This window comes from Pseudomonas putida group bacterium ESBL64 (assembly GCF_045277175.1).
GTDB lineage: Bacteria > Pseudomonadota > Gammaproteobacteria > Pseudomonadales > Pseudomonadaceae > Aquipseudomonas > Aquipseudomonas alloputida.
Genome location: NZ_CP145799.1, coordinates 1,944,277 through 1,966,650, shown reverse-complemented (window position 1 = coordinate 1,966,650; position 22,374 = coordinate 1,944,277). Strand labels below are relative to the sequence as shown.

The following is a 22,374-nucleotide window of genomic DNA, read 5'->3' as shown; positions in this document are numbered from 1 at the left end:
CGAAGAGGCCGGCACAGGAGAACCGCTTACTCTCCGCGGCTCTTCTTGACGATGCCATCGGCAATGCTCGCCGGGGCCTCGGCATAGCGGGTGAACTCCATCGAGAAGCTGGCCCGGCCCTGGGTCATCGAGCGCATCGAGGTGGCGTAGCCGAACATTTCACCCAACGGCACTTCGGCACGTATCACCTTGCCAGCCGGTGTTTCATCACCGTCCTGGATCATGCCGCGACGTCGGCTCAAGTCGCCGAGGATGTCGCCCTGATATTCCTCGGGCGTCACCACCTCTACCTTCATCACCGGCTCCAGCAACACTGCGCCGCCTTTCTGCGACAACTGCTTGGTGGCCATTGACGCGGCGATCTTGTAGGCCATCTCGTTGGAGTCGACATCGTGGTACGAGCCGTCGAACACGGCGGCCTTGAGGTTGATCAGGGGGTAGCCGGCAAGCACGCCGTTCTTCATTTGCTCTTCGATACCCTTCTGGATTGCCGGGATGTACTCGCGGGGTACCACGCCGCCGACGATCTCGTTGATGAACTCCAGGCCTTCTTTGCCTTCATCACCGGGGGCGAAACGGATCCAGCAATGGCCGTATTGGCCACGGCCACCGGACTGGCGCACGAAACGCCCCTCGATCTCGCAGGTATTGCGGATTTTTTCCCGGTAGGCCACCTGCGGCTTGCCGATGTTGGCCTCGACGTTGAACTCGCGGCGCATGCGGTCGACGATGATATCCAGGTGCAGCTCGCCCATGCCCGAGATGATGGTCTGGCCAGTCTCTTCATCGGTACGCACGCGGAATGAGGGGTCTTCCTGGGCCAGCTTGCCCAGCGCGATCCCCATTTTTTCCTGGTCGGCCTTGGTTTTCGGCTCTACTGCGACGGAAATCACCGGGTCGGGGAAGTCCATGCGTTCGAGAATGATCGGCTTGTCCATGTCGCACAGGGTGTCACCGGTGGTCACGTCTTTCATGCCGATCAGCGCGGCGATATCGCCGGCGCACACGTCCTTGATTTCGGCACGCTGGTTGGCATGCATCTGCACCATGCGGCCGATGCGTTCCTTCTTGCCTTTGACCGAGTTGAGTACCGCATTGCCTGACCTGAGCACGCCAGAATAAACGCGGGCGAAGGTGAGGGTGCCGACGAACGGGTCGGTGGCGATCTTGAACGCCAGTGCCGAGAACGGCTCTTCGTCGTCGGCGCGCCGTTCCAGGTGCTTGTCTTCATCGTCCGGGTCGGTGCCGCGGATGGCAGGAATTTCCGAGGGGGCGGGCAGGTAATCGATTACCGCATCGAGCATCAGCGGTACGCCCTTGTTCTTGAAAGAGGAGCCGAGGATGGTCGGCACGATTTCGTTAGCGATGGTGCGTTTGCGCAGTCCGGCCTTGATCTCTTCGATGCTCAGCTCTTCGCCTTCGAGAAACTTGTTGAGCAGTTCGTCATTGGCCTCGGCGGCTGCTTCTATCATGTGCGCGCGCCATTCGTCGGCAAGCGCCTGCAGCTCGGCGGGTATGTCTTCTTCGCGGTAGCTGGTGCCTTGGTCGGCGTCGTTCCAGTAGATGGCCTTCATCTTCACCAGATCGATCTGGCCGATGAAGTGCTCTTCGCTGCCGATGGCCAGCTGGATGGGCACCGGGTGGTGCCCCAGGCGTTGATCGATCTGCTTGACCACGCGCAGGAAGTCGGCCCCTTGGCGGTCCATCTTGTTGATGTAGGCCAAGCGTGGCACGTGGTACTTGTTGGCCTGGCGCCAGACTGTCTCGGACTGCGGCTCGACGCCGTCCGCGCCGCTGAATACCACGACCGCGCCATCGAGCACGCGCAATGAGCGCTCCACCTCGATGGTGAAATCGACGTGGCCTGGGGTGTCGATGATGTTGAAACGGTACTTGTGGGCGAACTGCTTGGTCGAGCCTTGCCAGAACGCTGTGGTCGCCGCCGAGGTGATGGTGATGCCGCGTTCCTGCTCCTGGGCCATCCAGTCCATGGTCGCCGCGCCATCGTGCACTTCGCCCATCTTGTGGTTGACCCCGGTGTAGAACAGGATCCGCTCGGTGGTCGTGGTCTTGCCGGCATCCACGTGGGCGACGATGCCGATATTGCGGTACAGCTCGATGGGCGTTGTGCGGGCCATGGCGGACTACCTGTGGGTGGACGGATTCCACCAAGTTAGCAGACCGGTGGAATCCTGCCCTGCCACCGGGCCGTCAGTCGGCCTGGGCTTGCAGCATCCACTGGCCATCTACTTCACGGGCCAGGCCGCTGGCCGGCAGCAAGGCTAGCAGGCGCGTGTGCAGGGCGGCCTCGGTGAAGGTCTTGAGGGTGGTCAGGTCCAGCGCGCCGACCAGGTTGAGATCAGCCTTGGTGTACGACAGCCAGGCTTTTTTCAACACCTGGGCGACGTCGCTGCCGGCGGTAGTGGCGAACCGGCGGTGCCACTGGCGGCCTTCGAAGGTGAAGTTGTGCGCGTGGCTGTAGGTGCTTTGGTCGGCGCCTTCTACGCAGCGGTGGCAGCGGCATGGGCCCTCGCCGAAGGCATTGCGCAGGTAGCTGTTGAAGTCCACGACGGGCTTGAGGGACAGGCGTTTGTCGACTTCGAACAGGTCGGCGATCAGGGGTTCTTCGGCGCTCACTCGGGATCCTCGTGTGGTGTGGCGTGCATCGGCCGGCACCCTAACAGATCGGGGCATTCAGATCACCTGTTGCAGGCCCGGCTCTTCCCAGGCAGACCCGCCCCGCACAGGTACCCTGCATACCCTGAGCAACATGCGATCCCTGTGGGAGCGGGCGTGCCCGCGAAGAGGCCAGTAGAGACAACAGAGACGGCCTGCCGTACTCTACGCGCCCGTACGCCTATACACCCACCGAGGTAACCCCGTTTGAGCATCAAGTACCCGTACATCGCCACCGTGACCATCAGCGCTGAAGACCGTGGCGGAGATACCGAGGCTTCGGAAAACCCCAGGATGCGCGTGGGCCTGGAAGCGGTGACCGAAACCCTGAAGAAGGTGCATTTCGTCGGTACGCTCGCGGCCCCTGAGAAACCGGCCACGCACATTTGCGTAACCCTGGAGAACGGCCTGACCTATTACGGCCCGATCGTCAACGGCCATGCCGAACTGGAAGGCGGCTGGATCGCCTTCGAGTCCGACATGCTTACCCCGGAAGAACTCGGCCTGTAAGCCTCAGTTCAGTTCTGCCAGGCACTGTTCGAGGATATCCAGCCCTTCCTCGAGCACCTCGGCCTCGATGGTCAACGGCGCCAGCAGGCGAATGATGTGCCGCGCCTTGCCGCTGGGCATCAGCAGCAGGCCCTTGGCGCGGGCCGCTTCCATCACCTTGGCCAGTTGTGCCGGTGCCGGGCTGCCATCGGCATTGGCGAACTCGATCCCTCGCATGGCGCCCACGCCGGTCAGGCGGCCGATGTACGGGCTCAGGCCCGAAGCCTTCCAGCGCTCATAACGGCTGACGATGGCCTGTTCCTGCCGTTCACCCCAGGTTGCAACGTTTTCGTCGGTCATCTGCGCCAGGCTGGCCAAGGCCGCCGCACAGGCAATCGGGTTGCCCGAATAGGTGCCACCCAGGCCGCCCTTGGGCAGCGCCGCCATCAATTCCTTGCGCCCGACCACTGCACCCAGCGGCATACCGCCAGCGATGCTCTTGGCCAGCAGCAGCAGGTCGGGCTCGATGCCCAGGCGCGGAAACGCGAAGCGCTGGCCGGTGCGGCCGAAGCCCGACTGGATCTCGTCGATGATGATCAGGATGCCACGCTCGTCGCAGAAGCGGCGCAGGGCCTGGGCGAAGGCCGGGTCCAGGGCAAGGAAGCCGCCTTCACCCTGCACCGGCTCGAAGATGAACGCCGCGACGTCCTCCACCGCCAGCTCGACGCTGAACAGGCGGTCCATGGCCTTGAGCGCTTGCTCGCAGGTAACTCCGGTATCCGCGCTGGGGTAGGGCAGGTGATACACCGGCCCGGGCAGTTCGCCGACCCGCTGCTTGTAGGGGGCGACCTTGCCATTGAGGTTCAGGGTGGCCAGGGTGCGGCCATGGAAGCCGCCGTCGAACGCGATGATGGCGCGTTTGCCGGTGGCGCCGCGGGCCACTTTCAGGGCGTTTTCCGCCGCTTCCGCGCCGCTGTTGGTGAGCATGCCGGCCAGTGGGTAGCTGACTGGCACAAACTGGCTCAGTTGCTCCATCAGGGCCAGGTACGGGCCGTGAGGGGCCGCGTTGAAGGCGTAGTGGGTCAGGCGGGTGGCCTGAGCCTGGATGGCCTCGACTACAGCGGGGTTGCAGTGGCCCAGGTTGAGCACGCCGATACCGCCGACGAAGTCGATGTAACGTTTGCCGTCAGTGTCCCAGACTTCGGCATTACGGCCATGGGAAAGTGTGATCGGGTGAACGATGGCAATGGATTGGCTGATACTTTCCTGGTTCATGGGGGCACGCGGACCTTGTTCGAGTTTCTTATTATCCAAGCGTGTCGGCGGGTTATTCCGCAAACGAATTATTCGATTGCGATCATTCCATGGATTCGTGATCTGGCCGGTTTTTTGGGTTGGCTGCCGGCCTCTTCGCGGGCAAGCCCGCTCCTACCAGAGGCCAGGGCAGGTCAAATCAATCGCCTTCAGCCACCCGCTCCCGGATCCACTGCACGAAGGCCCTGATCTTGGGCACTTCGGCCGCATGCTCGGCATGCGCAATGAAGTGCCTCCCGTTGCTTGCCACAGGGTGGTCCCAGGCCACCACCAGCTTGCCTTCGCTCAGCTCTTCGGCCACCAGATAGCGGGGAATCAGGGCTATGCCGCAGCCGGAGATGGCCGCGCGGATACACAGGTAGAACGTGTCGAAGCGCGGCCCGTGGTAGCTGTTCTGGCTATGCAACCCAAGCCCCAGGAACCACTCATGCCAGGCCTCCGGCCGCGACACGCATTGCAACAGGCGGTGCTCAGTCAATGCCTGGGCGCTGTCGAAACGGTGGCTGGCCAGCAGCTGCGGGCTGCACACCGGCACCACTTCTTCGCTGAACAACTCGATGCAGGTCGCCCCGGGCCAGGTGCCCTGGCCGAAGAAAAAGGCGACGTCAGCCTTGGCCTGTACCAGGTCGAATGGCTCCAGCTCGTTGCGCACATCCAGGTGAATGCGTGGGTAGCGGTCACCAAAACCCTTGAGCCGGGGCACCAGCCAGCGGGCGCCGAAGGTCGGCTGGGTGGCGATGCGCAGCACTTCGGTTTCGTCGCCGTAGCTGAGGATGTAGCGGCTGGATATGTCGATCTGGGTGAGGATCTTGTTCACTTCGGTGAGGTACAGCGCGCCGGCCGGGGTCAGGTGCAGGCGCCGGCGAATGCGCTGGAACAGCGAGTGCGAGAGCATGTCTTCAAGCTGCGCGACCTGCTTGCTGACGGCGCTCTGGGTCAGGTGCAGTTCCTGGGCCGCGCGGGTGAAGCTGAGGTGGCGAGCGGCCGCTTCGAAGCACTGAAGGGCGGTGGTCGAAGGCATCAGGCGTTTGGACATGACGGGCGAATACCGAGCAAAAAAGGAAGGAGTTCATTCCATAAAGGAATTATGTGGTTCGAAAAGGTCGTTTGTTGACCCCGGCCTATAGATTAATACTGACCTGGATCAACGATTACAACCGGTCATGCGAAGAGGAGGTCAATACCCGCTTCGGTCATCTGCAAAAAACAACAACAACACACATCAGAAATTTATAAGAATTCTGCTCAGACCTTCAGCCGCTTTGCTGCGGCCGACCCATTCGAGGGTTCTTCATGGCTTCGCAAGACAACAAGAAACAGCGCTCACTGCAGCACGGCCTGACTTCCCGTCAGGTTTCCATGATCTCCATTGCCGGCATCATCGGCGCCGGGCTGTTCATCGGGTCCTCCAACGCCATTGCCACCGCCGGCCCGGCCATCCTCATCTCCTACGCCATGACTGGCCTGCTGGTCTTGCTGGTGATGCGCATGCTGGGTGAAATGGCCATCGCAAACCCCAACAGCGGCTCTTTTTCCACCTACGCCTCGGAGGCCATCGGGCCTTGGGCGGGCTTTACCATTGGCTGGCTGTACTGGTGGTTCTGGGTGTTGATCATTCCGGTGGAAGCCATTGCCGGTGCTGACATCCTGCATGCCTACTTCCCTGGCGTGCCGTCCTGGCTGTTCGCCTTCCTGATCATGCTGGTGCTGTCGGGCACCAACCTGGTCAGCGTGAAGAACTTCGGTGCTTTCGAGTACTGGTTCGCGTTGGTCAAGGTGGTCGCGATCATTGGCTTCATCGGGGTGTGCACCTTGGCGGTGTTCGGTTTCTGGCCGCTGGCCGAGGTCTCCGGGGTCAGCCGACTGTGGGACAGCGGTGGTTTCATGCCCAATGGGTTCGGGACGGTGCTTGGGGGCGTGCTGATCACCATCTTCTCGTTCTTCGGTGCCGAAATCGTCACCATCGCGGCGGACGAAACCGCCAACCCGAAAGACAAGATTCGCCGCGCCACCAACCTGGTGGTGTACCGCATCGCCATTTTCTACCTGGCGTCGATCTTCCTGGTGGTGTCGCTGGTGGCCTGGAACGACCCCGGGCTGAAAGCAGTAGGGTCGTTCCAGCGTGTACTGGAAGTGCTGAACGTGCCGGGCGCCAAGTTGCTGGTTGACCTGGTGGTGCTGGTGGCGGTGACAAGTTGCATGAACTCGGGGCTCTACACGGCGTCGCGCATGCTCTATTCGCTTGGCGCGCGTGGCCAGGCGCTGAGCGTGACCAAGCGCATCTCCGGTTCCGGCGTGCCGACCGTGGCAGTGATCTTCTCGACCCTGGCGGGTTTCGCTGGCTGCCTCGTCAACTATGTGTTCCCGGGCAAGGTGTTTGGCTTCCTGCTGTCGACCACTGGCGCCATCGCTTTGCTGGTGTACCTGGTCATTGCCGTGTCGCAGCTGCGCATGCGTGCCCGTGCCGAGCGTGAAGGGCGCCCGCTGGAACTGAAGATGTGGCTGTTCCCATGGCTGACCTGGCTGGTGATCGGCACCATCGTCATGGTGCTGGGCTACATGCTGTTCAGCGACGCCTACCGCTATGAGACGCTGATGACTGCCGGGGTGACCGCGTTCATCCTGCTGGTTTCACTGACCCAGCGGCGTACGAAGATGGTTGCCCAGACGGTCTGATGTTTCTGCTTTAATGGGGGCGTTGCGCGCCCCCATTCCAACAAGCACAGGAAGCGTATGACTGAGCACACCCTTTCCCTTCAAGCCCTCGCGGCCCCTGAGGGTACTTGCTATGGCTGCGGCTGTTCCCACCCCAGCGGCCTGCACCTGCAAAGCCACTGGGACGCCGACGGTGTTCACCTGGTGTGCCGGCACTCGCCCGACAGCACCTTCATTGGCTGGCCTGGCCTGGTTTACGGTGGCCTGCTGGCGATGCTGGTCGACTGCCACTCCAACTGGACGGCGATGGCCTACCACTACCGTAACGAAGGCCGAGAACCGGGCAGCCTGCCGCGTATCGACTGCGTTACCGGCACGCTCAACCTGACCTACCTGAAACCTACGCCGATGGGCGTCGAGCTGTTGCTCAAGGCGCGTGTCGAAGGCGAAGTGGGGCGCAAGAGCCGGGTCATCTGCGAAGTCTGGGCAGAGGATGTACTGACGGTGACTGCCGATTCCGTGTTTGTCCGCGTCGATACCGAAAAGCTCAAGCTCAAGGCCCACGGCCAGGCCTGAGCTGCCAACGCTGATGAGTGGTCGGTGATGGTCAGCGGCTGGGGATGTCTCTAGAGTGACAGGTTCATTCCCTTGGCAAGGTTGATCATGACCGAACTCAGTGCTTTCCCCATCACCCGCAAATGGCCCGCCAAACATCCCGAACGCCTGCAGTTGTACTCGCTGCCGACACCCAACGGGGTGAAGGTGTCGATCATGCTCGAAGAGATTGGCTTGGCTTACGAGGCGCACAAGGTCAGCTTCGACAACGATGACCAATTGAGCCCCGAGTTCATCTCGCTCAGCGCGAACAACAAGATTCCCGCCATCCTCGACCCGAACGGGCCGGGCGGTCAGCCGCTGCCGCTGTTCGAGTCGGGGGCGATCTTGCAGTACCTGGCGGAGAAGAGCGGCCAGCTGCTCAGCCAGGACCCCGCCCAGCGCTACCAGACCCTGCAGTGGCTGATGTTCCAGATGGGCGGCATCGGGCCGATGTTCGGCCAGGTCGGGTTCTTCCATTTCTTTGCGGGCAAGGAATATGAAGACAAGCGCCCGCGCGACCGCTATGTCAACGAGTCCAAGCGGCTGCTGGGCGTGCTGGATCGGCATTTGAAAGGTCGGCAGTGGATGGCTGAGGAATACAGCATTGCCGACATCGCCATCTTCCCTTGGGTGCGCAACCTGGTGGAGCGCTACAACGCCCGTGACCTGGTGGGCTTCGACCAGTTCAAGGAAGTGCAGCGCGTGCTGGCGAATTTCCTCGAACGGCCAGCCGTGCAGCGTGGCCTGAAAATCCCGGGCTGATCAACCTGTGTAGGGACAACTGCCTTGTGCAAACGTTGAAAGGCCTGCGCGGTCGCCCGTAGGCGCGGGTTTACACGCGAAAGGGCCGGGCCTGCTGGCCAATCTCCACCTGCCATTCACCGTTGCCGCCGCTACCGTATTCGCGGGTAAACCCGCTCCTACAGAAGGCGGCGTACGGGTTCAGAAGATGTGGTTCAGCAGCCAGTACAGGCTGCCAGCCAACAGCATTGCCGCTGGCAGGGTCAGCACCCAGGCCATCAGCAGATTGAACAACGTGCGTTTCTGAATCCCCGACCCATTGGCGACCATGGCGCCGGCCACCCCCGAACTCAGCACATGCGTGGTCGACACCGGCAACCCGAACATATCCGCCGCGCCAATGGTGCACATCGCCACCACTTCAGCCGATGCGCCTTGGGCATAGCTGAGGTGGGTCTTGCCGATCTTCTCGCCAACGGTGACCACAATACGCCGCCAGCCAACCATGGTCCCCAGCCCGAGCGCGATGGCTACAGCCACCTTCACCCACAACGGAATATAGCGGGTGGCGTCGTCCAGCTGGGCCTTGAACAACTGCACTTGGCTGCGGGTGTCGGCATCGAATGTCACCAGGTGGTTTTTCTCCATGAGGCGGATGGCTTCACTGGTCAGGTACATGTCGTTGCGCACGTTGGCCATGGCTTCAGCCGGTACGCGTTTGAGCGAGCCATAGCCTTTGACCTCTTCGCCGATCATCCCGGTCAGCGCCGCCAATGCCGGTACCAGGTGCGGGCTGGCCTTGGGCTGGGCAATGAACAGGGTAAGCACCTGGCGCGGGTCATCCGGGGCCGCTTGCGGGTTGCTGCGCACCAGTGCCTGGCGGGTCACCTCGGCGACGGCGGAAAACTGCAGGGCCTGCGCGTTGGGCATGGTCTTGTTCAACGCATAAGCCATCGGCAGGGTGCCGACCAGAATCAGCATGATCAGCCCCATGCCTTTCTGGCCATCGTTGGAACCGTGGGCAAAAGAGACCCCGGTGCAGGTCAGAATCAGTAGGCTGCGGATCCACCACGGTGGCGGTGTTTGGCCTTCCGGTGCCTGGTAAAGTGCCTTGCGTTTGACCAGCGCGCGCAGGGCCAGCAGCAGCAGGGCTGCGCAAGCAAAACCGATCAGCGGTGAGAACAGCAGGGCATAACCCACCTTGCTGGCCTGGGCCCAGTCCACGCCGCTGGTGCCGTCACGCCCATGCATCAGCGCATTGGCCACGCCCACGCCGATGATCGAGCCAATCAGGGTGTGCGAGGACGATGCCGGCAGGCCCAGCCACCAAGTGCCAAGGTTCCAGATGATCGCCGCCAGCAGCAGGGCGAAGACCATGGCGAAGCCGGCCGAAGAACCCACTTGTAGAATCAGTTCTACCGGTAGCAGGGCGATGATGCCGAAGGCCACCGCGCCACTGGAAAAAAGCACGCCCAGGAAGTTGCACAACCCAGACCACACCACCGCTACCGGCGCCGGCAACGAATGGGTGTATATCACGGTGGCTACCGCGTTGGCAGTGTCGTGGAAGCCGTTGACGAACTCGAAGCCCAGGGCAATCACCAGCGCCAGGCCCAGCAGAAGGAACGGTGTGGCCGTGGTGATGACCGTACCGCTTGCGGTCACATCCTGCTTGAGGCTCCAGGCGGTGTAGGCGATACCCGCCAGCAGCAGGCTGAAGAACAACGTTAAGGTGGCACGCCCAGGTTTGTGGGAGAGCTGCGGGCGAGCGTCGTGTTTGGCCAGTAGTGGGCTGCTGGCCACTGACGGGGTTGCCATGGGGGCTCCGGTTGGCGTTGGGCGAAAGTGCCGAAGGCCTTGAGCATAGAAACAATTCGTAACCCGGCCGTGACCTCGATCAATGAATTATCTAGGCTCAAGACGGACGGTAATGGCAGGAGACGCCCATGATTCGCTGCAAGCGTGTCTATGATGCGGTTGAGGATGAAGATGGCCAGCGTGTACTGGTCGACCGCCTTTGGCCGCGCAACAAGCGCAAGGAAGACCTCCATGGGCAGTGGTTGCGCGAAGTGGCACCTTCGAATGAATTGCGTAAGGCGTTCCACCAGGGAGACGTAGATTTCGCCGGTTTTACCCAGCGTTACCAGCAAGCGCTGGCGGCCCACCCCGAACACTGGTATCCGCTGCTGGACATGGCCAGGAAGGGGACGCTGACATTGCTTTATGCCGGCAAGGACAGCGAGCACAACAATGCCCGGGTGCTGGCCGACTGGTTGGAAAACGAACTGGACAGGTGTGGCCCTGGCAGTTCGCCAGTGTGTTATGCCCAATGAGCGCGATGCGATGCCCTTACAGTTGATTCCCGCCCAAGACATCCACTGTACCTTCGCCCGCAACCTTACGCGCCGCGCCATGTTGCCCTACTACCGTGAATTCGACCTGCTGTGGATCGAGGACGCCTTCGACGCGGCCTGGGGCTGGCGCGAGCAGTGGCTGGTGATCGAAGGCGACACGCTGTTGGGTTTTTGCAGCCTCAGCCAGGACCGCCAGGCGCTGTTCATCCGCGAGTTGCACCTGTTGCCTGAGTACCGTGGGCGAGGGGTCGGTAGCTGGGTGCTGGAAGAACTGGCGCTGTGGGCCAGGCAGCGGCGCCTTCCCCTGTTGCGGCTGATGGTGTTCCGCAGCAACCCGGCCCGCCTGCTGTACCAGCGCCATGGCTTCATCGAAATGGGTGAAGACGAATGCTTTGTGCGGATGCAGCGGGATATCAACGTAGTAGCTAAATGATGGCTTGTCGCGACCGCAGAGCATGGGCATAGTGGATCCACACCTTTACGGCTGCCTGCAGGCGGGCAGGCCGTACTTGAGAGGATAAGGGAAAAGGAGAAGCCCCTATGAACGGAATCGGTCCACGGCTGCGGGAAGAGCGTGAGCGGCTGGGTATGACCCAGCGTGTATTTGGCGATATCGGTGGCGTCGAGCCCAACGCTCAGGGCAAGTACGAAAGCGGTGAGCGCACGCCGCGGCTAGATTACCTGGCGGCATTGGCGACCCGGGGCGTGGATGCGTTGTATGTCCTCAGCGGCCTGCGCACCCCGGCAGCACACGAAGGTTTGAACACGAATGAGTCCGGTTTGCTGGGGGCTTTTCGGAAATTGCGGTCGGATGATCAGGCGGCGCTCTTGCACCTTTTGGGGCGGTTGGCCAACGACGCCAAGCCCCGGCAAATAGTGCGGCCTCTCACAGTCGAACGTCAGTCGTTTCTGACGGAAGCAATGCGTTAGGCCCACCGTGAAAAATTTTGTTAAGGTGGCGGGATCCAATCGCCCTGCTGACGAGGTGTGTGCTTGATTAGGGTCTTAGTGGTCGATGATCACGATCTGGTACGAACCGGTATTACACGCATGTTGGCCGACATCGACGGCCTGCAGGTGGTGGGTGAGGGAGATTCCGGCGAGTCGGCGCTGAAACTGGCCCGGGAGCTGAAACCGGACGTTGTGCTGATGGATGTGAAAATGCCCGGCATCGGCGGCCTGGAGGCCACCCGCAAGCTGCTGCGCAGCCACCCTGACATCAAGGTAGTGGCGGTGACGGTGTGCGAGGAAGACCCGTTCCCCACACGCTTGTTGCAGGCCGGCGCTGCCGGCTACCTGACCAAGGGTGCAGGCCTTGACGAAATGGTCCAGGCCATTCGTCTGGCCTTTGCCGGCCAGCGCTATATCAGCCCGCAGATCGCCCAGCAGTTGGCGCTGAAACCGTTCCAGCCGCAGGGCTCGCCGTTCGACGCGCTGTCCGAGCGGGAAATCCAGATTGCCCTGATGATTGTCGGCTGCCAGAAAGTGCAGATCATCTCCGACAAGTTGTGCCTCTCGCCCAAGACCGTCAATACTTACCGTTATCGGATCTTTGAAAAACTCTCGGTCACCAGCGACGTTGAACTGACGTTGCTGGCCGTTCGCCACGGTATGGTTGACGCAAGCCTGTAAAACCCCATGTCCCAAGTCTTTGATGCCAGCGCATTCCTGGCGACCTGCAGCGGTCGCCCGGGCGTTTACCGGATGTTCGACGGCGAAGCCCGGCTGCTTTACGTGGGCAAGGCCAAGAACCTGAAGAAACGCCTGGCCAGCTATTTCCGCAAGGCTGGCCTTGCGCCCAAGACCGCCGCGCTGGTTGCGCGCATCGCCCAGGTTGAAACCACCATCACCGCCAACGAAACCGAGGCGTTGCTGCTGGAGCAGAACCTGATCAAGGAGTGGCGGCCGCCTTACAACATCCTGCTGCGCGACGATAAGTCCTACCCCTACGTGTTTCTGTCCGATGGCGAGTTCCCGCGCCTGGGCATTCACCGTGGGGCGAAAAAGGCCAAGGGCCGTTACTTTGGCCCGTACCCCAGCGCCGGGGCCATTCGCGAAAGCCTCAGCCTGCTGCAAAAGGCCTTTTCTGTGCGTCAGTGCGAAGATAGCTACTACGCCAACCGCACCCGGCCATGCCTGCAGTACCAGATAAAGCGCTGCAAAGGGCCCTGCACCGACCTGGTGACTGCCGAGGAATACGCAGAAGACGTGCGCCATTCGGTGATGTTTCTGGAAGGGCGTAGCCAGCAACTGGGCAATGAGTTGAACGCCGAGATGGAGAAGGCCGCCATGGCCCTCGATTTCGAAAAAGCCGCCGAGCTGCGTGACCAGATCGCCTTGTTGCGCCGCGTGCAGGACCAGCAGTACATCGAGGGCGGCAGCGGCGATGTCGACGTCATCGCCGCCTTCGTCAACCCGGGTGGTGCCTGTGTGCACCTGATCAGCGTGCGCGGCGGCCGAGTACTGGGCAGCAAGAACTTCTTCCCGCAGGTGGGCATCGAGGAGGAGGTGGCCGAGGTCATGGCCGCTTTCCTGTCCCAGTACTATCTGGGCAACGCAGAGCGCGAGCTGCCCGGTGAGTTGATCGTCAATGTTGTTCACGAAGACTTCAACGCCATCACCGAAGCGCTGCACACGCTGCGTGGCCGCGAACTGACCATCAGCCACCGGGTGCGCGGCACCCGCGCCCGCTGGCAGCAACTGGCCGTGACCAATGCCGAGCAGGCGCTGAATGCCCGCCTGGCCAACCGTCAGCACATGGCTGCGCGCTTCGAAGCCCTGGCCGAAGTGCTGGGCCTGGATGAAGTGCCGCAACGCCTGGAATGCTACGACATCAGCCACTCCAGTGGTGAAGCTACCGTGGCCAGTTGCGTGGTGTTCGGCCCCGAAGGGCCGATCAAGTCCGACTACCGCCGCTTCAATATCGAAGGCGTCACCGCAGGTGACGATTACGCGGCCATGCATCAGGCCCTGACCCGCCGCTATGGGCGCATCAAGGACGGCGAGGGCAAGCTGCCCGACGTGCTGCTGGTGGACGGCGGCAAAGGCCAACTGAACATGGCCCGCGATGTGATGCAGGCGCTGGGCTTCACCGACCTGACCCTGCTGGGTGTGGCCAAGGGCGTTACACGCAAGGCGGGTTTCGAAACCCTGTACCTGAACGATGTGCATCACGAATTCACCCTCAAGGGCGATTCATCGGCGTTGCACCTGATCCAACAGATCCGCGACGAAGCCCACCGCTTCGCTATCACCGGCCACCGCGCCCGCCGTGGCAAGGCCCGTCGAGTCTCCAGCCTTGAAGATGTGGCCGGGGTAGGGCCCAAGCGCCGCCGCGACCTGCTGAAACATTTCGGCGGCCTGCAGGAGCTCAACCGCGCCAGTATCGATGAAATCGCCAAAGCCCCCGGCATCAGTAAAAAGCTTGCCGAGTCGATTTATGCCAGCCTGCATAGCGAGTAGAATGCCGGGCTCAACTTGCAGCCAGTCGTACCGATGAATATTCCAAACCTGCTCACCGTTCTACGCGTCCTGCTCATTCCGTGCTTCATTCTGCTGTTCTACATGCCCTATCAGTGGAGTTACATGGCCGCCAGCAGTGTATTCGCCGTTGCCGCCGCCACCGATTGGCTGGACGGCTACCTGGCGCGTCGACTGCAGCAGAGCACGCCGTTCGGCGCCTTCCTCGACCCGGTGGCCGACAAGCTGATGGTGGCAGTGGCCTTGGTGCTGCTGGTGCAGACCCACGCCAACTTCTGGCTGACCCTGCCCGCCGCGGTGATCATCGGCCGCGAGATCGTGGTGTCTGCGCTGCGCGAGTGGATGGCTGAGCTAGGGGCGCGAGCACATGTGGCGGTGTCCAACCTCGGTAAGTGGAAGACTGCGGCGCAGATGCTGGCGCTGGTGATCCTGCTGGGCAACCCGCCGGTGGTGACCTTCTGGGTGATCCTGGGCTACGGGCTGCTGCTGGTGGCAGCGGGGCTGACGCTGTGGTCGATGGTGCACTACCTGTTGGCCGCCTGGCCGCACCTGCGCGAAGGTTCGGAAAAAAAATAAAAGTTTTTTGAATCAAGGGGTTGACGCTGTTTTAGAAATCGCTAGAATGGCACCCATCACGACGCGGGAATAGCTCAGTTGGTAGAGCACGACCTTGCCAAGGTCGGGGTCGCGAGTTCGAGTCTCGTTTCCCGCTCCAAATAAAGATCTACAGGTTTCAGTCGAAGTCTGTAAGTCGTTGAAAAAAGGCCCTTCGGGGCCTTTTTTCGTTCGAATGCATTCTGCCTCAATCCCCTCCCTCCACGAAATTCAAGTACAAACACCACAACGCGGCGCCCTGGCCGTGACGCCGTGGGCTACCTGGACATATCGCTGATCACGTCAGCGGGCATTTCAAAGATCTCGGGTGCGCTCAACAGGTCCACTGCGGACAGCAAGGCATCGGGATCGATTGGGTCTTCCAGGATCAGGGTGTGCTGGGTGTGATTGTCGGTCAGGCGCAGCGTGGGGGTGGCGTTGAATCCGTTCTCCAAGGTTTGCGCTTTTTGCGTGTCCACGACTTGGGCAGCCCGTTCGCCGGCCAGGCAGCGTTGCAGGGACGGGCCGATGTCCGGATAGTCGTGTCCAGCAGCCAACCCACGGCCGTTGCCTTGAGTATGCAGGTAGACCCAGAGCACCGCCCCCCAAACGCCTTCGCGCCCCTCACGCTGGCCCAGGCATTCGACCCGCCGCGCTTCCCGACTGGCGGCCGGTTCATGCTGGGGGAGGGGCAGGTGACGCCAGACCAGGTTGACGTGATCGTTGGTGACGATCCAGCGCTGCAGTTGCGGCAGGTAGGCCTGGCAGTGCGGGCATTCGAGTTCGGCGTAGAGGGTGAGGGTGAAGCGCGCTTCGGGGTTGCCGTAGATCCGCGGCGGGCCATCATCGGCGGTGGAACGAAAAGGTAGCGGCAGCCACCAGCACAGTGCCAAAACCGCAGCTGCGAGCCAGCCGCAGGCCCACTTTAGGTTGGTTGCACTCATCCGTTTGCGCATGTTGTTGCTCCTGGCAATTCCAGATCGAACGGCTCGAAACAGGTGCGCCGTCTCCATCCTGAGTCATGCGGAGGGCGGCATCGAGTCCACTGATGCCGAGTTGCTGCATGAGGCTATGACGCTGGCTTGCTCTTCAGGTTCCGTCATCGCCAGTGCCAGATATGAACGGGTGGCACGGTGCGGAACAACGGCTCCGCCTTCGTTTCAACGATGGACGCTGCGAGGTTAAACGCTTTCGATCAAAGTGGCGCCGCGGCGGTTTGGAAGTAAATTCACACAATGTCCCTCTACCCCTTGAAACGCATAGCCTGCAGGCAGCATGCGTCAGCGCAGGTGCAAGCCTGAACCTGGAAGCCCTGCTCAATCAGCTAGCTTTTCTGAGCTTCGGTTTTGCTCGCGAGGGGATTCGCGGTTTGATTCCTCAGGTAGGCCAAGGCGAATCGGGCAAGCGGCTGAAGCGTTACTCTCTGGTCCTGGGCCCTTGTCTTGCGTATCTGGATTGACGCACGAATCAACGGATTTTCCAGGCGATGACGGCGAGCAGATGATTGTGCAGGTTCTTAAGGAGCATGGCATTCTCGCTGACGTTTGCCATTTCCACTTTGGACCGCCCCCCTATCCTGAACGAGTTTACTCGATGCAGTACGGAGAGTCCGACTTGCCTAAGCGCTGATCAAGCCCAGAACCCAACCAGCACCAACGCCGCCACACCCAGCCCGACCGCAACCGAGCAGCCACCCAGCGACAGCGCCGCCCGGCCTTGCCGATACCAGCCGTCATGGCCCAGTTGCCGTGCCGGCGCCAGCAGGCTGCGCCACCGCAGTTCCGTATCGTGAAACGCCTGCAAGTTTGCCGTATCGGCATCCAGCCAGCGGCGGAAGTCGATACGCTCGCACGCCGTCACCTGCGGGCTCTGCAAGCGCACATACCATTGCCCGGCCACGCTCGCCAGCACATCCCGGCGCGAGCGGCCAGCCTGCAGCGCCTGGTCCATGTTGCGCTCGATAGTCGCCAGTGGCAGGTCAAGGCGCGCAGCGATGCTGGCGAAGTCCAGCTGATCGAGGCGGTTGAGCAGAAATACTTGCTGTACGCGCCGTGGTAGCCGCTTCAGTGCATGCAGCAGGGCATCGTCGGCATCGTGCTCGGCAGCAGGAGTGGGGTGCTCAAGGGGCAGCAGCAGACGGGTCATGGACAGCTCCTTGCTCTGTAAAGGGGAGGAGGGGGCATCTTCCTTGATGCGGAAACAGCGTAGGCGAAACGAGATTGATTCTCAAGTGCTGATTCCGCAAAGTTTTGTAACGAGCGTTCACGCCCTGAAACACCTTTGCTATCATGCGCGCCATCACGATCTTCATTAGCCTGAAGAGCCAAAAAAAAGACCCGGCAAAAAAGCCGGGTCAAAAACCGTGATTAGCCTGATGAGGAGATAATCTGAGAGCGACCTAAGCTTTCAGGTTATCCAGCGGATCTCGCGATCAGCTGAGTGCAATAATAATCGTTATCATTTGCCAGTCAAATGAATTTTCGCTAATCCGGTAAAAAATTTTTACCGGCGCGCTTCCTTGTCCCGGCAATCGGGGCCTTTGCCGTTACCTGGCCATCACGTTCTCTCCCTTCTTTTTTGTCTATAAACCCGCTCACTCGGTGCGTTTGTGCTCCAGCAGTGCGCGAGCCATGTCCATCATGTGCATCAGCGCGAACGTCAGTTCTCGCTGGCTGCCGTGCTGGTGGGTGGCGGTTTCCTGGGCGGTGGCTGCAGCGCAGCGCAGCAGGGCGATGGCGTGTTCCTGGGCCTGGTCGCCGGTTACGCCTTCGTGCAGGGTCCAGATTCTGTTGTCCAGGGTGGGCCGCGGTGGGTTGGGGTTGAGGTAATAGTCGAGCGCGCGGCGTGCGGCTTCGCTGTCGAGATCTGTTTCGTCGTTTTTCGATGGTTTCATGGCAATACCTGCTGATTTCCCTTCAAGCACACTGGAATCACAGAATAGGTCAAGCTGTACTATGTAGTGCCAAATAAATAATTCAGATTGTGTATTGCAGCGGTTAATACAGTCCGTATTGTTGCCGCTCATGGAAAACTGGAACGCATTTCTCAAGCGCTACAAGCGCGAACATAACCTCAGTCAGCTCCAACTGGCCGAGCGCCTGGGCATGACGCAGGGGGGCGTGGGGCATTGGCTGCGTGGCACGCGTCGGCCGACGCTGGAAACCATCAATGAAAAGCTGGAGAAGCTTGGGCTGGTGTTTCTGGAAGCCCAGGTCATGGTGGTCGAGCGCGACATCGTGCGTGAAGCGCAAGGGCTCTATACGGCCGAGCAGCCGGTTTCAGCCGAGGCGCTGCTCTATGCCAGCTTCCGCTTCCCGGTGCTGAGTTGGGCTGACCTGCAGGGGCCATTGCCTGAAACGAGCACGTCCCATGAGCAGACGGACTATATGCCCGCCGGCAATGCGTTCTGGCTGGTGGTGGAAAACGACTCGATGAACGCGGCCAGTGGTAAGAGCGTGCCCGAGGGCATGCGCGTGCTGGTGGATACCGGGCTGGAGGCACAGCCCGGCAGGTTGGTCATTGCACGGCAGCCGGGGCGCCCGGCGGTATTGCGGCAGTTGGTCGAAGAGGGTGGAGACAAGATGCTCAGGCCACTGAATACGCGCTATCCGACGGTTTTGTGTGAAGAAGGCTGCGCGTTTCTGGGAGTGGTGGTGCGGGTACATGGGGCCTTCTAGGCTGCCGGGTTGCTGCGAAGCTGTGTCACGCCACAAGGCCGCTATACGTGAGGGGCATGCCAGCCATGAACATGGATAAGTGGATTGCCCTCGTTCGCGACCGGATGGAGGAATTAGGGCTTACCCAAGAGCAGCTTGCCGAGCGCGTAGGCGTGTCGCAAGGCAGTGTAGGACATTGGGTGAACAAGCGGCGCCAACCGAAGCTCGAGTCGATGAACCGCACTTTGGTTGAGATTGGCATGCCCCACTACTGCGTCCGCTTGCAATTGCGTATTCACGGGCAGGCTGATGGTGAACGTTGTGTTTCTGGGGTGGATGACGATGATGACGAACCCGACCTCATGCGATACATCGTCTGCTTCCGTTACCCGGTGCTGGGTTGGAGTGAGTTAGAGGCTGCAACGGCTGTAGAGCCTGCTGTTTTCGAGCAGACTGACTACTTGGCACAGGGCAAGGCGTTCTGGCTAACCGTGGAAAACGATGCCATGAGCGCTGTCAGTGGCCGCAGTGTGCCGCAGGGCATGCGGATGCTGGTGGACCCAGGTGTAGAGGCTGAGGCGGGGCGTTTGGTTATCGCTCGTCAGCCCGGCAAACCGGCGATTTTCCGCGAGCTGGCCGAGGAAGGTGGGCAGCGTTATCTGAAGGCATTGAACAGTAACTACCCGGCGCTGTTGTGCGAAGAGGGTTGCGAATTTCTTGGGGTGGTCGTGCGGGTGCATGGGGCCTTTTGAAAGGGTTTGAGTAGCGGCGGCAACGGTGAACGGCGGATGGAGATTGGCCAGCAGGCACGGCCTCTTCGCGGGTGAACCCGCTCCTACAGGACGGGCTGTGTCCAACCTCCGGTGTGTGTCCACCACCAATCTGCGTAGGAGCGGGTTTACCCGCGAATACGGTAGCGGCGGCAACCGTGAACGGCGGGTGGAAATTGGCCAGCAGGCACGGCCTCTTCGCGGGTGAACCCGCTCCTACGGGCTGTTGCAGGGGCGGCCTTGTGTTGCGTTAGGGCCGCAAAGCGGCCCTCCGGCACCGTTATTCCACCAGTTCGACCAGCACAGTCCCTTCGCTGACCATGTCCCCCTCCAGGCAGAACAGCGCCTTCACTGTGCCGGCATGCGGCGCACGAATGCTGTGCTCCATCTTCATGGCCTCCAGTACCACCAGCGCAGTACCGGCTTCCACCACCTGCCCAGGTTCGACCAGCACCCGCACGATACTGCCGTTCATGGGCGCACCCAGCCCACCCTGATGGCTGTGGCTGGCTTCGGCCTCGGCAATCGGGTCGAAGGCTTCGATGGCATGCATTTCGCCATCCCAGTGCAGGTACAGCGTGCCACCCCGACGGATTGCCAGATGCTGGCGACGCACGCCGTTCTGGTCATGCACCAACTGCTCACCTTGCAGCTGCCAGGTAGAAGCAGCGCTGCGTTCCAGGGCCACTGCCTGATCGTGCCCAGCACTCACCAGATGCAAGCTGCTGCGTGCCGGCAGGCCCAAGCGCAGTCCATTACGCCCGCTCCACGGCGAATGGCGATCGTCTTCGCGCTGATGCCCCGCCTGGCCCTGCAGCCAGGCTTCGGCTGTCGCCTCCCAAAAGCCGGCCGGCAGCGCACGTGGCGCCGGCAGCAGCACATCCTGGTGGCGGGGAATGAAGCCGGTGTCCAGCTCTGCCGCCGCGAACGCAGGGTGCGCGAGAATGCGGCGCAGGAAGGCGATGTTGGTCTTCAATCCGCCAATGGCAAACTCGTCGAGCATGGCCAGCAAGCGCAGGCGTGCCTGTTCGCGGTTTTCACCCCAGGCAATCAGCTTGCCCAGCATCGGGTCGTAGAACGGCGACACCACATCGTCTTCGCTGACCCCACTGTCCACCCGCCGACCTTCGCCAGGTGCCGATTCACGGTACAGCGCCAATTTGCCGGTCGCGGGTAAAAAATCGTTGGCCGGGTCTTCGGCATACAGGCGTACTTCGATGGCATGGCCGATCAGCGGCACTTGTTCCTGTGTGATCGGCAGGGCTTCGCCGCAGGCCACGCGAATTTGCCAGGCAACAAGGTCCAGGCCGGTGATGGCCTCGGTGACCGGGTGTTCCACCTGCAGGCGAGTGTTCATCTCCATGAAGAAGAATTCGCCACGTGCATCAAGCAGAAACTCCACGGTGCCGGCACCCACGTAACCGATAGCCTGGGCGGCTCGCACCGCCGCTTCGCCCATGGCCCGGCGCAGTTCGGGCGACAGGCCGGGGGCCGGGGCCTCTTCCACCACCTTCTGGTGGCGGCGCTGAATGGAACAGTCGCGCTCGTTGAGGTACAGGCAGTTGCCGTGCTGGTCGGCGAACACCTGAATCTCCACGTGGCGTGGCTTGAGCACGTACTTTTCCACCAGCATGCGCGCATCGCCGAACGACGACTGTGCCTCACGCTGGGCCGACGCCCGGGCGTCGGCCAACTGGCTTTCTTCCTCGACCACTTTCATGCCCTTGCCGCCGCCGCCAGCGCTGGCCTTGAGCAGCACCGGGTAGCCGATGCGTTCGGCCGCGGCGCGGAAGGTGTCCAGGTCCTGGGCCTCGCCGTGGTAGCCCGGAACCAACGGCACGCCGGCGGCCTCCATCAGCGCCTTGGCTGCCGATTTGCTGCCCATGGCGTCGATGGCGCTGGCCGGTGGGCCGAGGAAGATCAGCCCGGCCTGCTCGATGGCGCGGGCGAAACCTGCGTTCTCGGACAGAAAGCCATAACCTGGGTGGATGGCCTGGGCGCCGCTGGCCTTGGCGGCGGCCAGCAGCTTGTCGACCAGCAGGTAGCTTTCGGCAGCCTTGGTGCCGCCCAGGTCGACGCGGATGTCGGCTTCGCGGCTGTGACGGGCGTCACGGTCGGTGGCGCTGTGCACGGCGACAGTGGTCAGGCCCATGGCCTTGGCGGTGCGCATCACCCGGCAAGCGATTTCGCCGCGGTTAGCGACCAGCAGGGTGGTCAAAGCGGGGCGGCTCATGGGCGCGGCTCCTTCTTGTCAACGGTTTGCCAGGCAGGGCGGCGTTTTTCTAGGAAAGCGCGCAGGCCCTCCTGGCCTTCGGCGCTGACGCGGATACGGGCGATGGTGTTTTCGCAGTAACGGCGCAGGGCCGGGCTGAGTTCGCCGTCGTCCACTTCGCGCAGCAAGTCCTTGGTGGCGCGCAATGCTTGTGGGCTGTTCTGCAGCAGGTTGCTCACCCAGGCTTCGACGTGGTCGTCCAGTTCGCTGGCCGGGTACACCTCGGCCAGCAGGCCCAGCTCGCGGGCGCGCACGCCAGTGAAACGCTCGGCGGTGAGGGCGTAGCGGCGCGCGGCGCGTTCGCCAATGGCCTTGACCACGAACGGGCTGATCACCGCCGGGGCCAAGCCGATGCGCACTTCCGACAGGCACAGCTGGGCGTCTTCGGCGCCGATGGCCATGTCGCAGCAGCTGATCAGGCCCAGCGCGCCGCCAAAGGCTGCGCCTTGCACCACGGCCAGGGTCGGGGCCTTGAGGCGATGCAGGGCGTACATCAGCTCGCCCAGTTCGTGGGCATCATCCAGGTTGGTGTTGAAGTCCAGTTGCGCCGACTGCTGCATCCAGGCCAGGTCGGCACCGGCGCTGAAATGCCGGCCACGGCCACGCAGCAGCACAAAGCGCAGGCTGGTGTCTTCGGCCAACTGGTCGATGGCCACGATCAGCTCGCGGATCATCTGCGCGTTGAAGGCGTTGTTCTTGTCCTCGCGGCTTAACCACAGGGTGGCAAAGCCGCGCGGGTCGCGGATCACTTCAAGGGTGCTGAAATCGCTCATGGG

At 61.9% G+C, this 22,374-nt stretch carries 22 protein-coding genes and 1 tRNA gene; 13 read left to right on the top strand and 10 right to left on the bottom strand.

What is annotated here, in order from left to right; all coding sequences use genetic code 11:
- Positions 1–26: 26 nt before the first annotated feature.
- Positions 27–2,138, bottom strand: a complete 2,112-nt coding sequence (gene fusA, locus V6093_RS09110; RefSeq protein ID WP_047604834.1) for an elongation factor G — start codon at positions 2,136–2,138, stop codon at positions 27–29.
- Positions 2,139–2,211: 73 nt separating this feature from the next.
- Entirely contained in the window at positions 2,212–2,637 is a 426-nt protein-coding gene (locus tag V6093_RS09105) for a hypothetical protein (RefSeq protein WP_014755923.1), read from the bottom strand.
- A gap of 246 nt (positions 2,638–2,883) precedes the next feature.
- Between V6093_RS09105 and V6093_RS09100 the strand changes: the two genes are divergently transcribed.
- Positions 2,884–3,186, top strand: coding sequence for a hypothetical protein (locus tag V6093_RS09100; protein WP_003251402.1), 303 nt, complete (start codon positions 2,884–2,886; stop codon positions 3,184–3,186).
- Positions 3,187–3,189: 3 nt separating this feature from the next.
- Here V6093_RS09100 and V6093_RS09095 read toward each other — a convergent pair whose 3' ends face one another.
- Together V6093_RS09095 and gcvA are read right to left on the bottom strand one after the other, a co-directional pair.
- On the bottom strand, positions 3,190–4,440 hold the full coding sequence (locus V6093_RS09095; protein WP_047604833.1) for an aspartate aminotransferase family protein: 1,251 nt from the start codon (positions 4,438–4,440) through the stop codon (positions 3,190–3,192).
- A gap of 178 nt (positions 4,441–4,618) precedes the next feature.
- Entirely contained in the window at positions 4,619–5,515 is an 897-nt protein-coding gene (gcvA, locus tag V6093_RS09090) for a transcriptional regulator GcvA (RefSeq protein WP_003251398.1), read from the bottom strand.
- Between the two features lie 257 nt (positions 5,516–5,772).
- On the opposite strand from gcvA, the gene V6093_RS09085 reads away from it, so the two are divergent.
- The 3 genes from V6093_RS09085 to V6093_RS09075 all read left to right on the top strand — a co-directional run bounded on the left by V6093_RS09085 (position 5,773) and on the right by V6093_RS09075 (position 8,493).
- A complete protein-coding gene (locus V6093_RS09085; protein WP_003251396.1) occupies positions 5,773–7,155 on the top strand; it encodes an amino acid permease in 1,383 nt (460 codons plus the stop codon).
- A 57-nt stretch (positions 7,156–7,212) separates the two neighbouring features.
- Positions 7,213–7,710, top strand: a complete 498-nt coding sequence (locus V6093_RS09080) for a PaaI family thioesterase (RefSeq protein ID WP_014755926.1) — start codon at positions 7,213–7,215, stop codon at positions 7,708–7,710.
- Positions 7,711–7,797: 87 nt separating this feature from the next.
- The gene (locus tag V6093_RS09075) at positions 7,798–8,493 is read left to right on the top strand and encodes a glutathione S-transferase N-terminal domain-containing protein (RefSeq protein ID WP_003251392.1); all 696 of its coding nucleotides are present in this window, start codon (positions 7,798–7,800) and stop codon (positions 8,491–8,493) included.
- A 180-nt stretch (positions 8,494–8,673) separates the two neighbouring features.
- Here the strand turns inward: V6093_RS09075 and V6093_RS09070 are convergent, their stop codons facing one another.
- Positions 8,674–10,290, bottom strand: a complete 1,617-nt coding sequence (locus tag V6093_RS09070; RefSeq protein ID WP_265978091.1) for an inorganic phosphate transporter — start codon at positions 10,288–10,290, stop codon at positions 8,674–8,676.
- 128 nt (positions 10,291–10,418) lie between these two features.
- On the opposite strand from V6093_RS09070, the gene V6093_RS09065 reads away from it, so the two are divergent.
- From V6093_RS09065 to V6093_RS09035, 7 genes are all read left to right on the top strand, one after another.
- A complete protein-coding gene (locus V6093_RS09065) occupies positions 10,419–10,805 on the top strand; it encodes a DUF488 domain-containing protein (protein ID WP_108078326.1) in 387 nt (128 codons plus the stop codon).
- Between the two features lie 10 nt (positions 10,806–10,815).
- Positions 10,816–11,259 carry a GNAT family N-acetyltransferase gene (locus V6093_RS09060; protein ID WP_012051782.1) on the top strand — a complete coding sequence of 148 codons (444 nt, stop codon included), beginning with the start codon at positions 10,816–10,818 and terminating at the stop codon, positions 11,257–11,259.
- A 107-nt stretch (positions 11,260–11,366) separates the two neighbouring features.
- Positions 11,367–11,756: a helix-turn-helix domain-containing protein gene (locus tag V6093_RS09055; protein WP_012051783.1), complete on the top strand. Its 390-nt coding sequence runs from the start codon at positions 11,367–11,369 to the stop codon at positions 11,754–11,756.
- 63 nt (positions 11,757–11,819) lie between these two features.
- Positions 11,820–12,458, top strand: a complete 639-nt coding sequence (gene uvrY / locus V6093_RS09050) for a UvrY/SirA/GacA family response regulator transcription factor (RefSeq protein WP_003251380.1) — start codon at positions 11,820–11,822, stop codon at positions 12,456–12,458.
- 6 nt (positions 12,459–12,464) lie between these two features.
- Positions 12,465–14,288, top strand: a complete 1,824-nt coding sequence (gene uvrC / locus V6093_RS09045) for an excinuclease ABC subunit UvrC (RefSeq protein ID WP_003251376.1) — start codon at positions 12,465–12,467, stop codon at positions 14,286–14,288.
- 33 nt (positions 14,289–14,321) lie between these two features.
- Positions 14,322–14,882 carry a CDP-diacylglycerol--glycerol-3-phosphate 3-phosphatidyltransferase gene (gene pgsA, locus V6093_RS09040; RefSeq protein ID WP_010954882.1) on the top strand — a complete coding sequence of 187 codons (561 nt, stop codon included), beginning with the start codon at positions 14,322–14,324 and terminating at the stop codon, positions 14,880–14,882.
- A 63-nt stretch (positions 14,883–14,945) separates the two neighbouring features.
- A tRNA-Gly gene (locus tag V6093_RS09035) sits at positions 14,946–15,021 on the top strand.
- Positions 15,022–15,178: 157 nt separating this feature from the next.
- Here the strand turns inward: V6093_RS09035 and V6093_RS09030 are convergent.
- From V6093_RS09030 to V6093_RS09020, 3 genes are all read right to left on the bottom strand, one after another.
- Complete coding sequence (locus V6093_RS09030) at positions 15,179–15,856, bottom strand: DsbA family protein (RefSeq protein ID WP_265978090.1); 678 nt, start codon at positions 15,854–15,856, stop codon at positions 15,179–15,181.
- 673 nt (positions 15,857–16,529) lie between these two features.
- Positions 16,530–17,045: a DUF4880 domain-containing protein gene (locus V6093_RS09025; protein ID WP_014859055.1), complete on the bottom strand. Its 516-nt coding sequence runs from the start codon at positions 17,043–17,045 to the stop codon at positions 16,530–16,532.
- 448 nt (positions 17,046–17,493) lie between these two features.
- Positions 17,494–17,793, bottom strand: coding sequence for a DUF6124 family protein (locus tag V6093_RS09020; RefSeq protein WP_003251328.1), 300 nt, complete (start codon positions 17,791–17,793; stop codon positions 17,494–17,496).
- Positions 17,794–17,923: 130 nt separating this feature from the next.
- Between V6093_RS09020 and V6093_RS09015 the strand changes: the two genes are divergently transcribed.
- Positions 17,924–18,577: a LexA family transcriptional regulator gene (locus V6093_RS09015; protein WP_003251326.1), complete on the top strand. Its 654-nt coding sequence runs from the start codon at positions 17,924–17,926 to the stop codon at positions 18,575–18,577.
- A 65-nt stretch (positions 18,578–18,642) separates the two neighbouring features.
- The gene (locus V6093_RS09010) at positions 18,643–19,308 is read left to right on the top strand and encodes a LexA family transcriptional regulator (protein WP_014755936.1); all 666 of its coding nucleotides are present in this window, start codon (positions 18,643–18,645) and stop codon (positions 19,306–19,308) included.
- Between the two features lie 298 nt (positions 19,309–19,606).
- Here V6093_RS09010 and V6093_RS09005 read toward each other — a convergent pair whose 3' ends face one another.
- Positions 19,607–21,559 (bottom strand): acetyl/propionyl/methylcrotonyl-CoA carboxylase subunit alpha, encoded by a 1,953-nt coding sequence (locus tag V6093_RS09005; protein ID WP_406669774.1) that lies wholly within the window; start codon positions 21,557–21,559, stop codon positions 19,607–19,609.
- A complete protein-coding gene (locus V6093_RS09000) occupies positions 21,556–22,371 on the bottom strand; it encodes a gamma-carboxygeranoyl-CoA hydratase (protein ID WP_014860829.1) in 816 nt (271 codons plus the stop codon). Before V6093_RS09000 ends, V6093_RS09005 begins: the two co-directional genes overlap by 4 nt.
- Positions 22,372–22,374 lie beyond the last annotated feature (3 nt).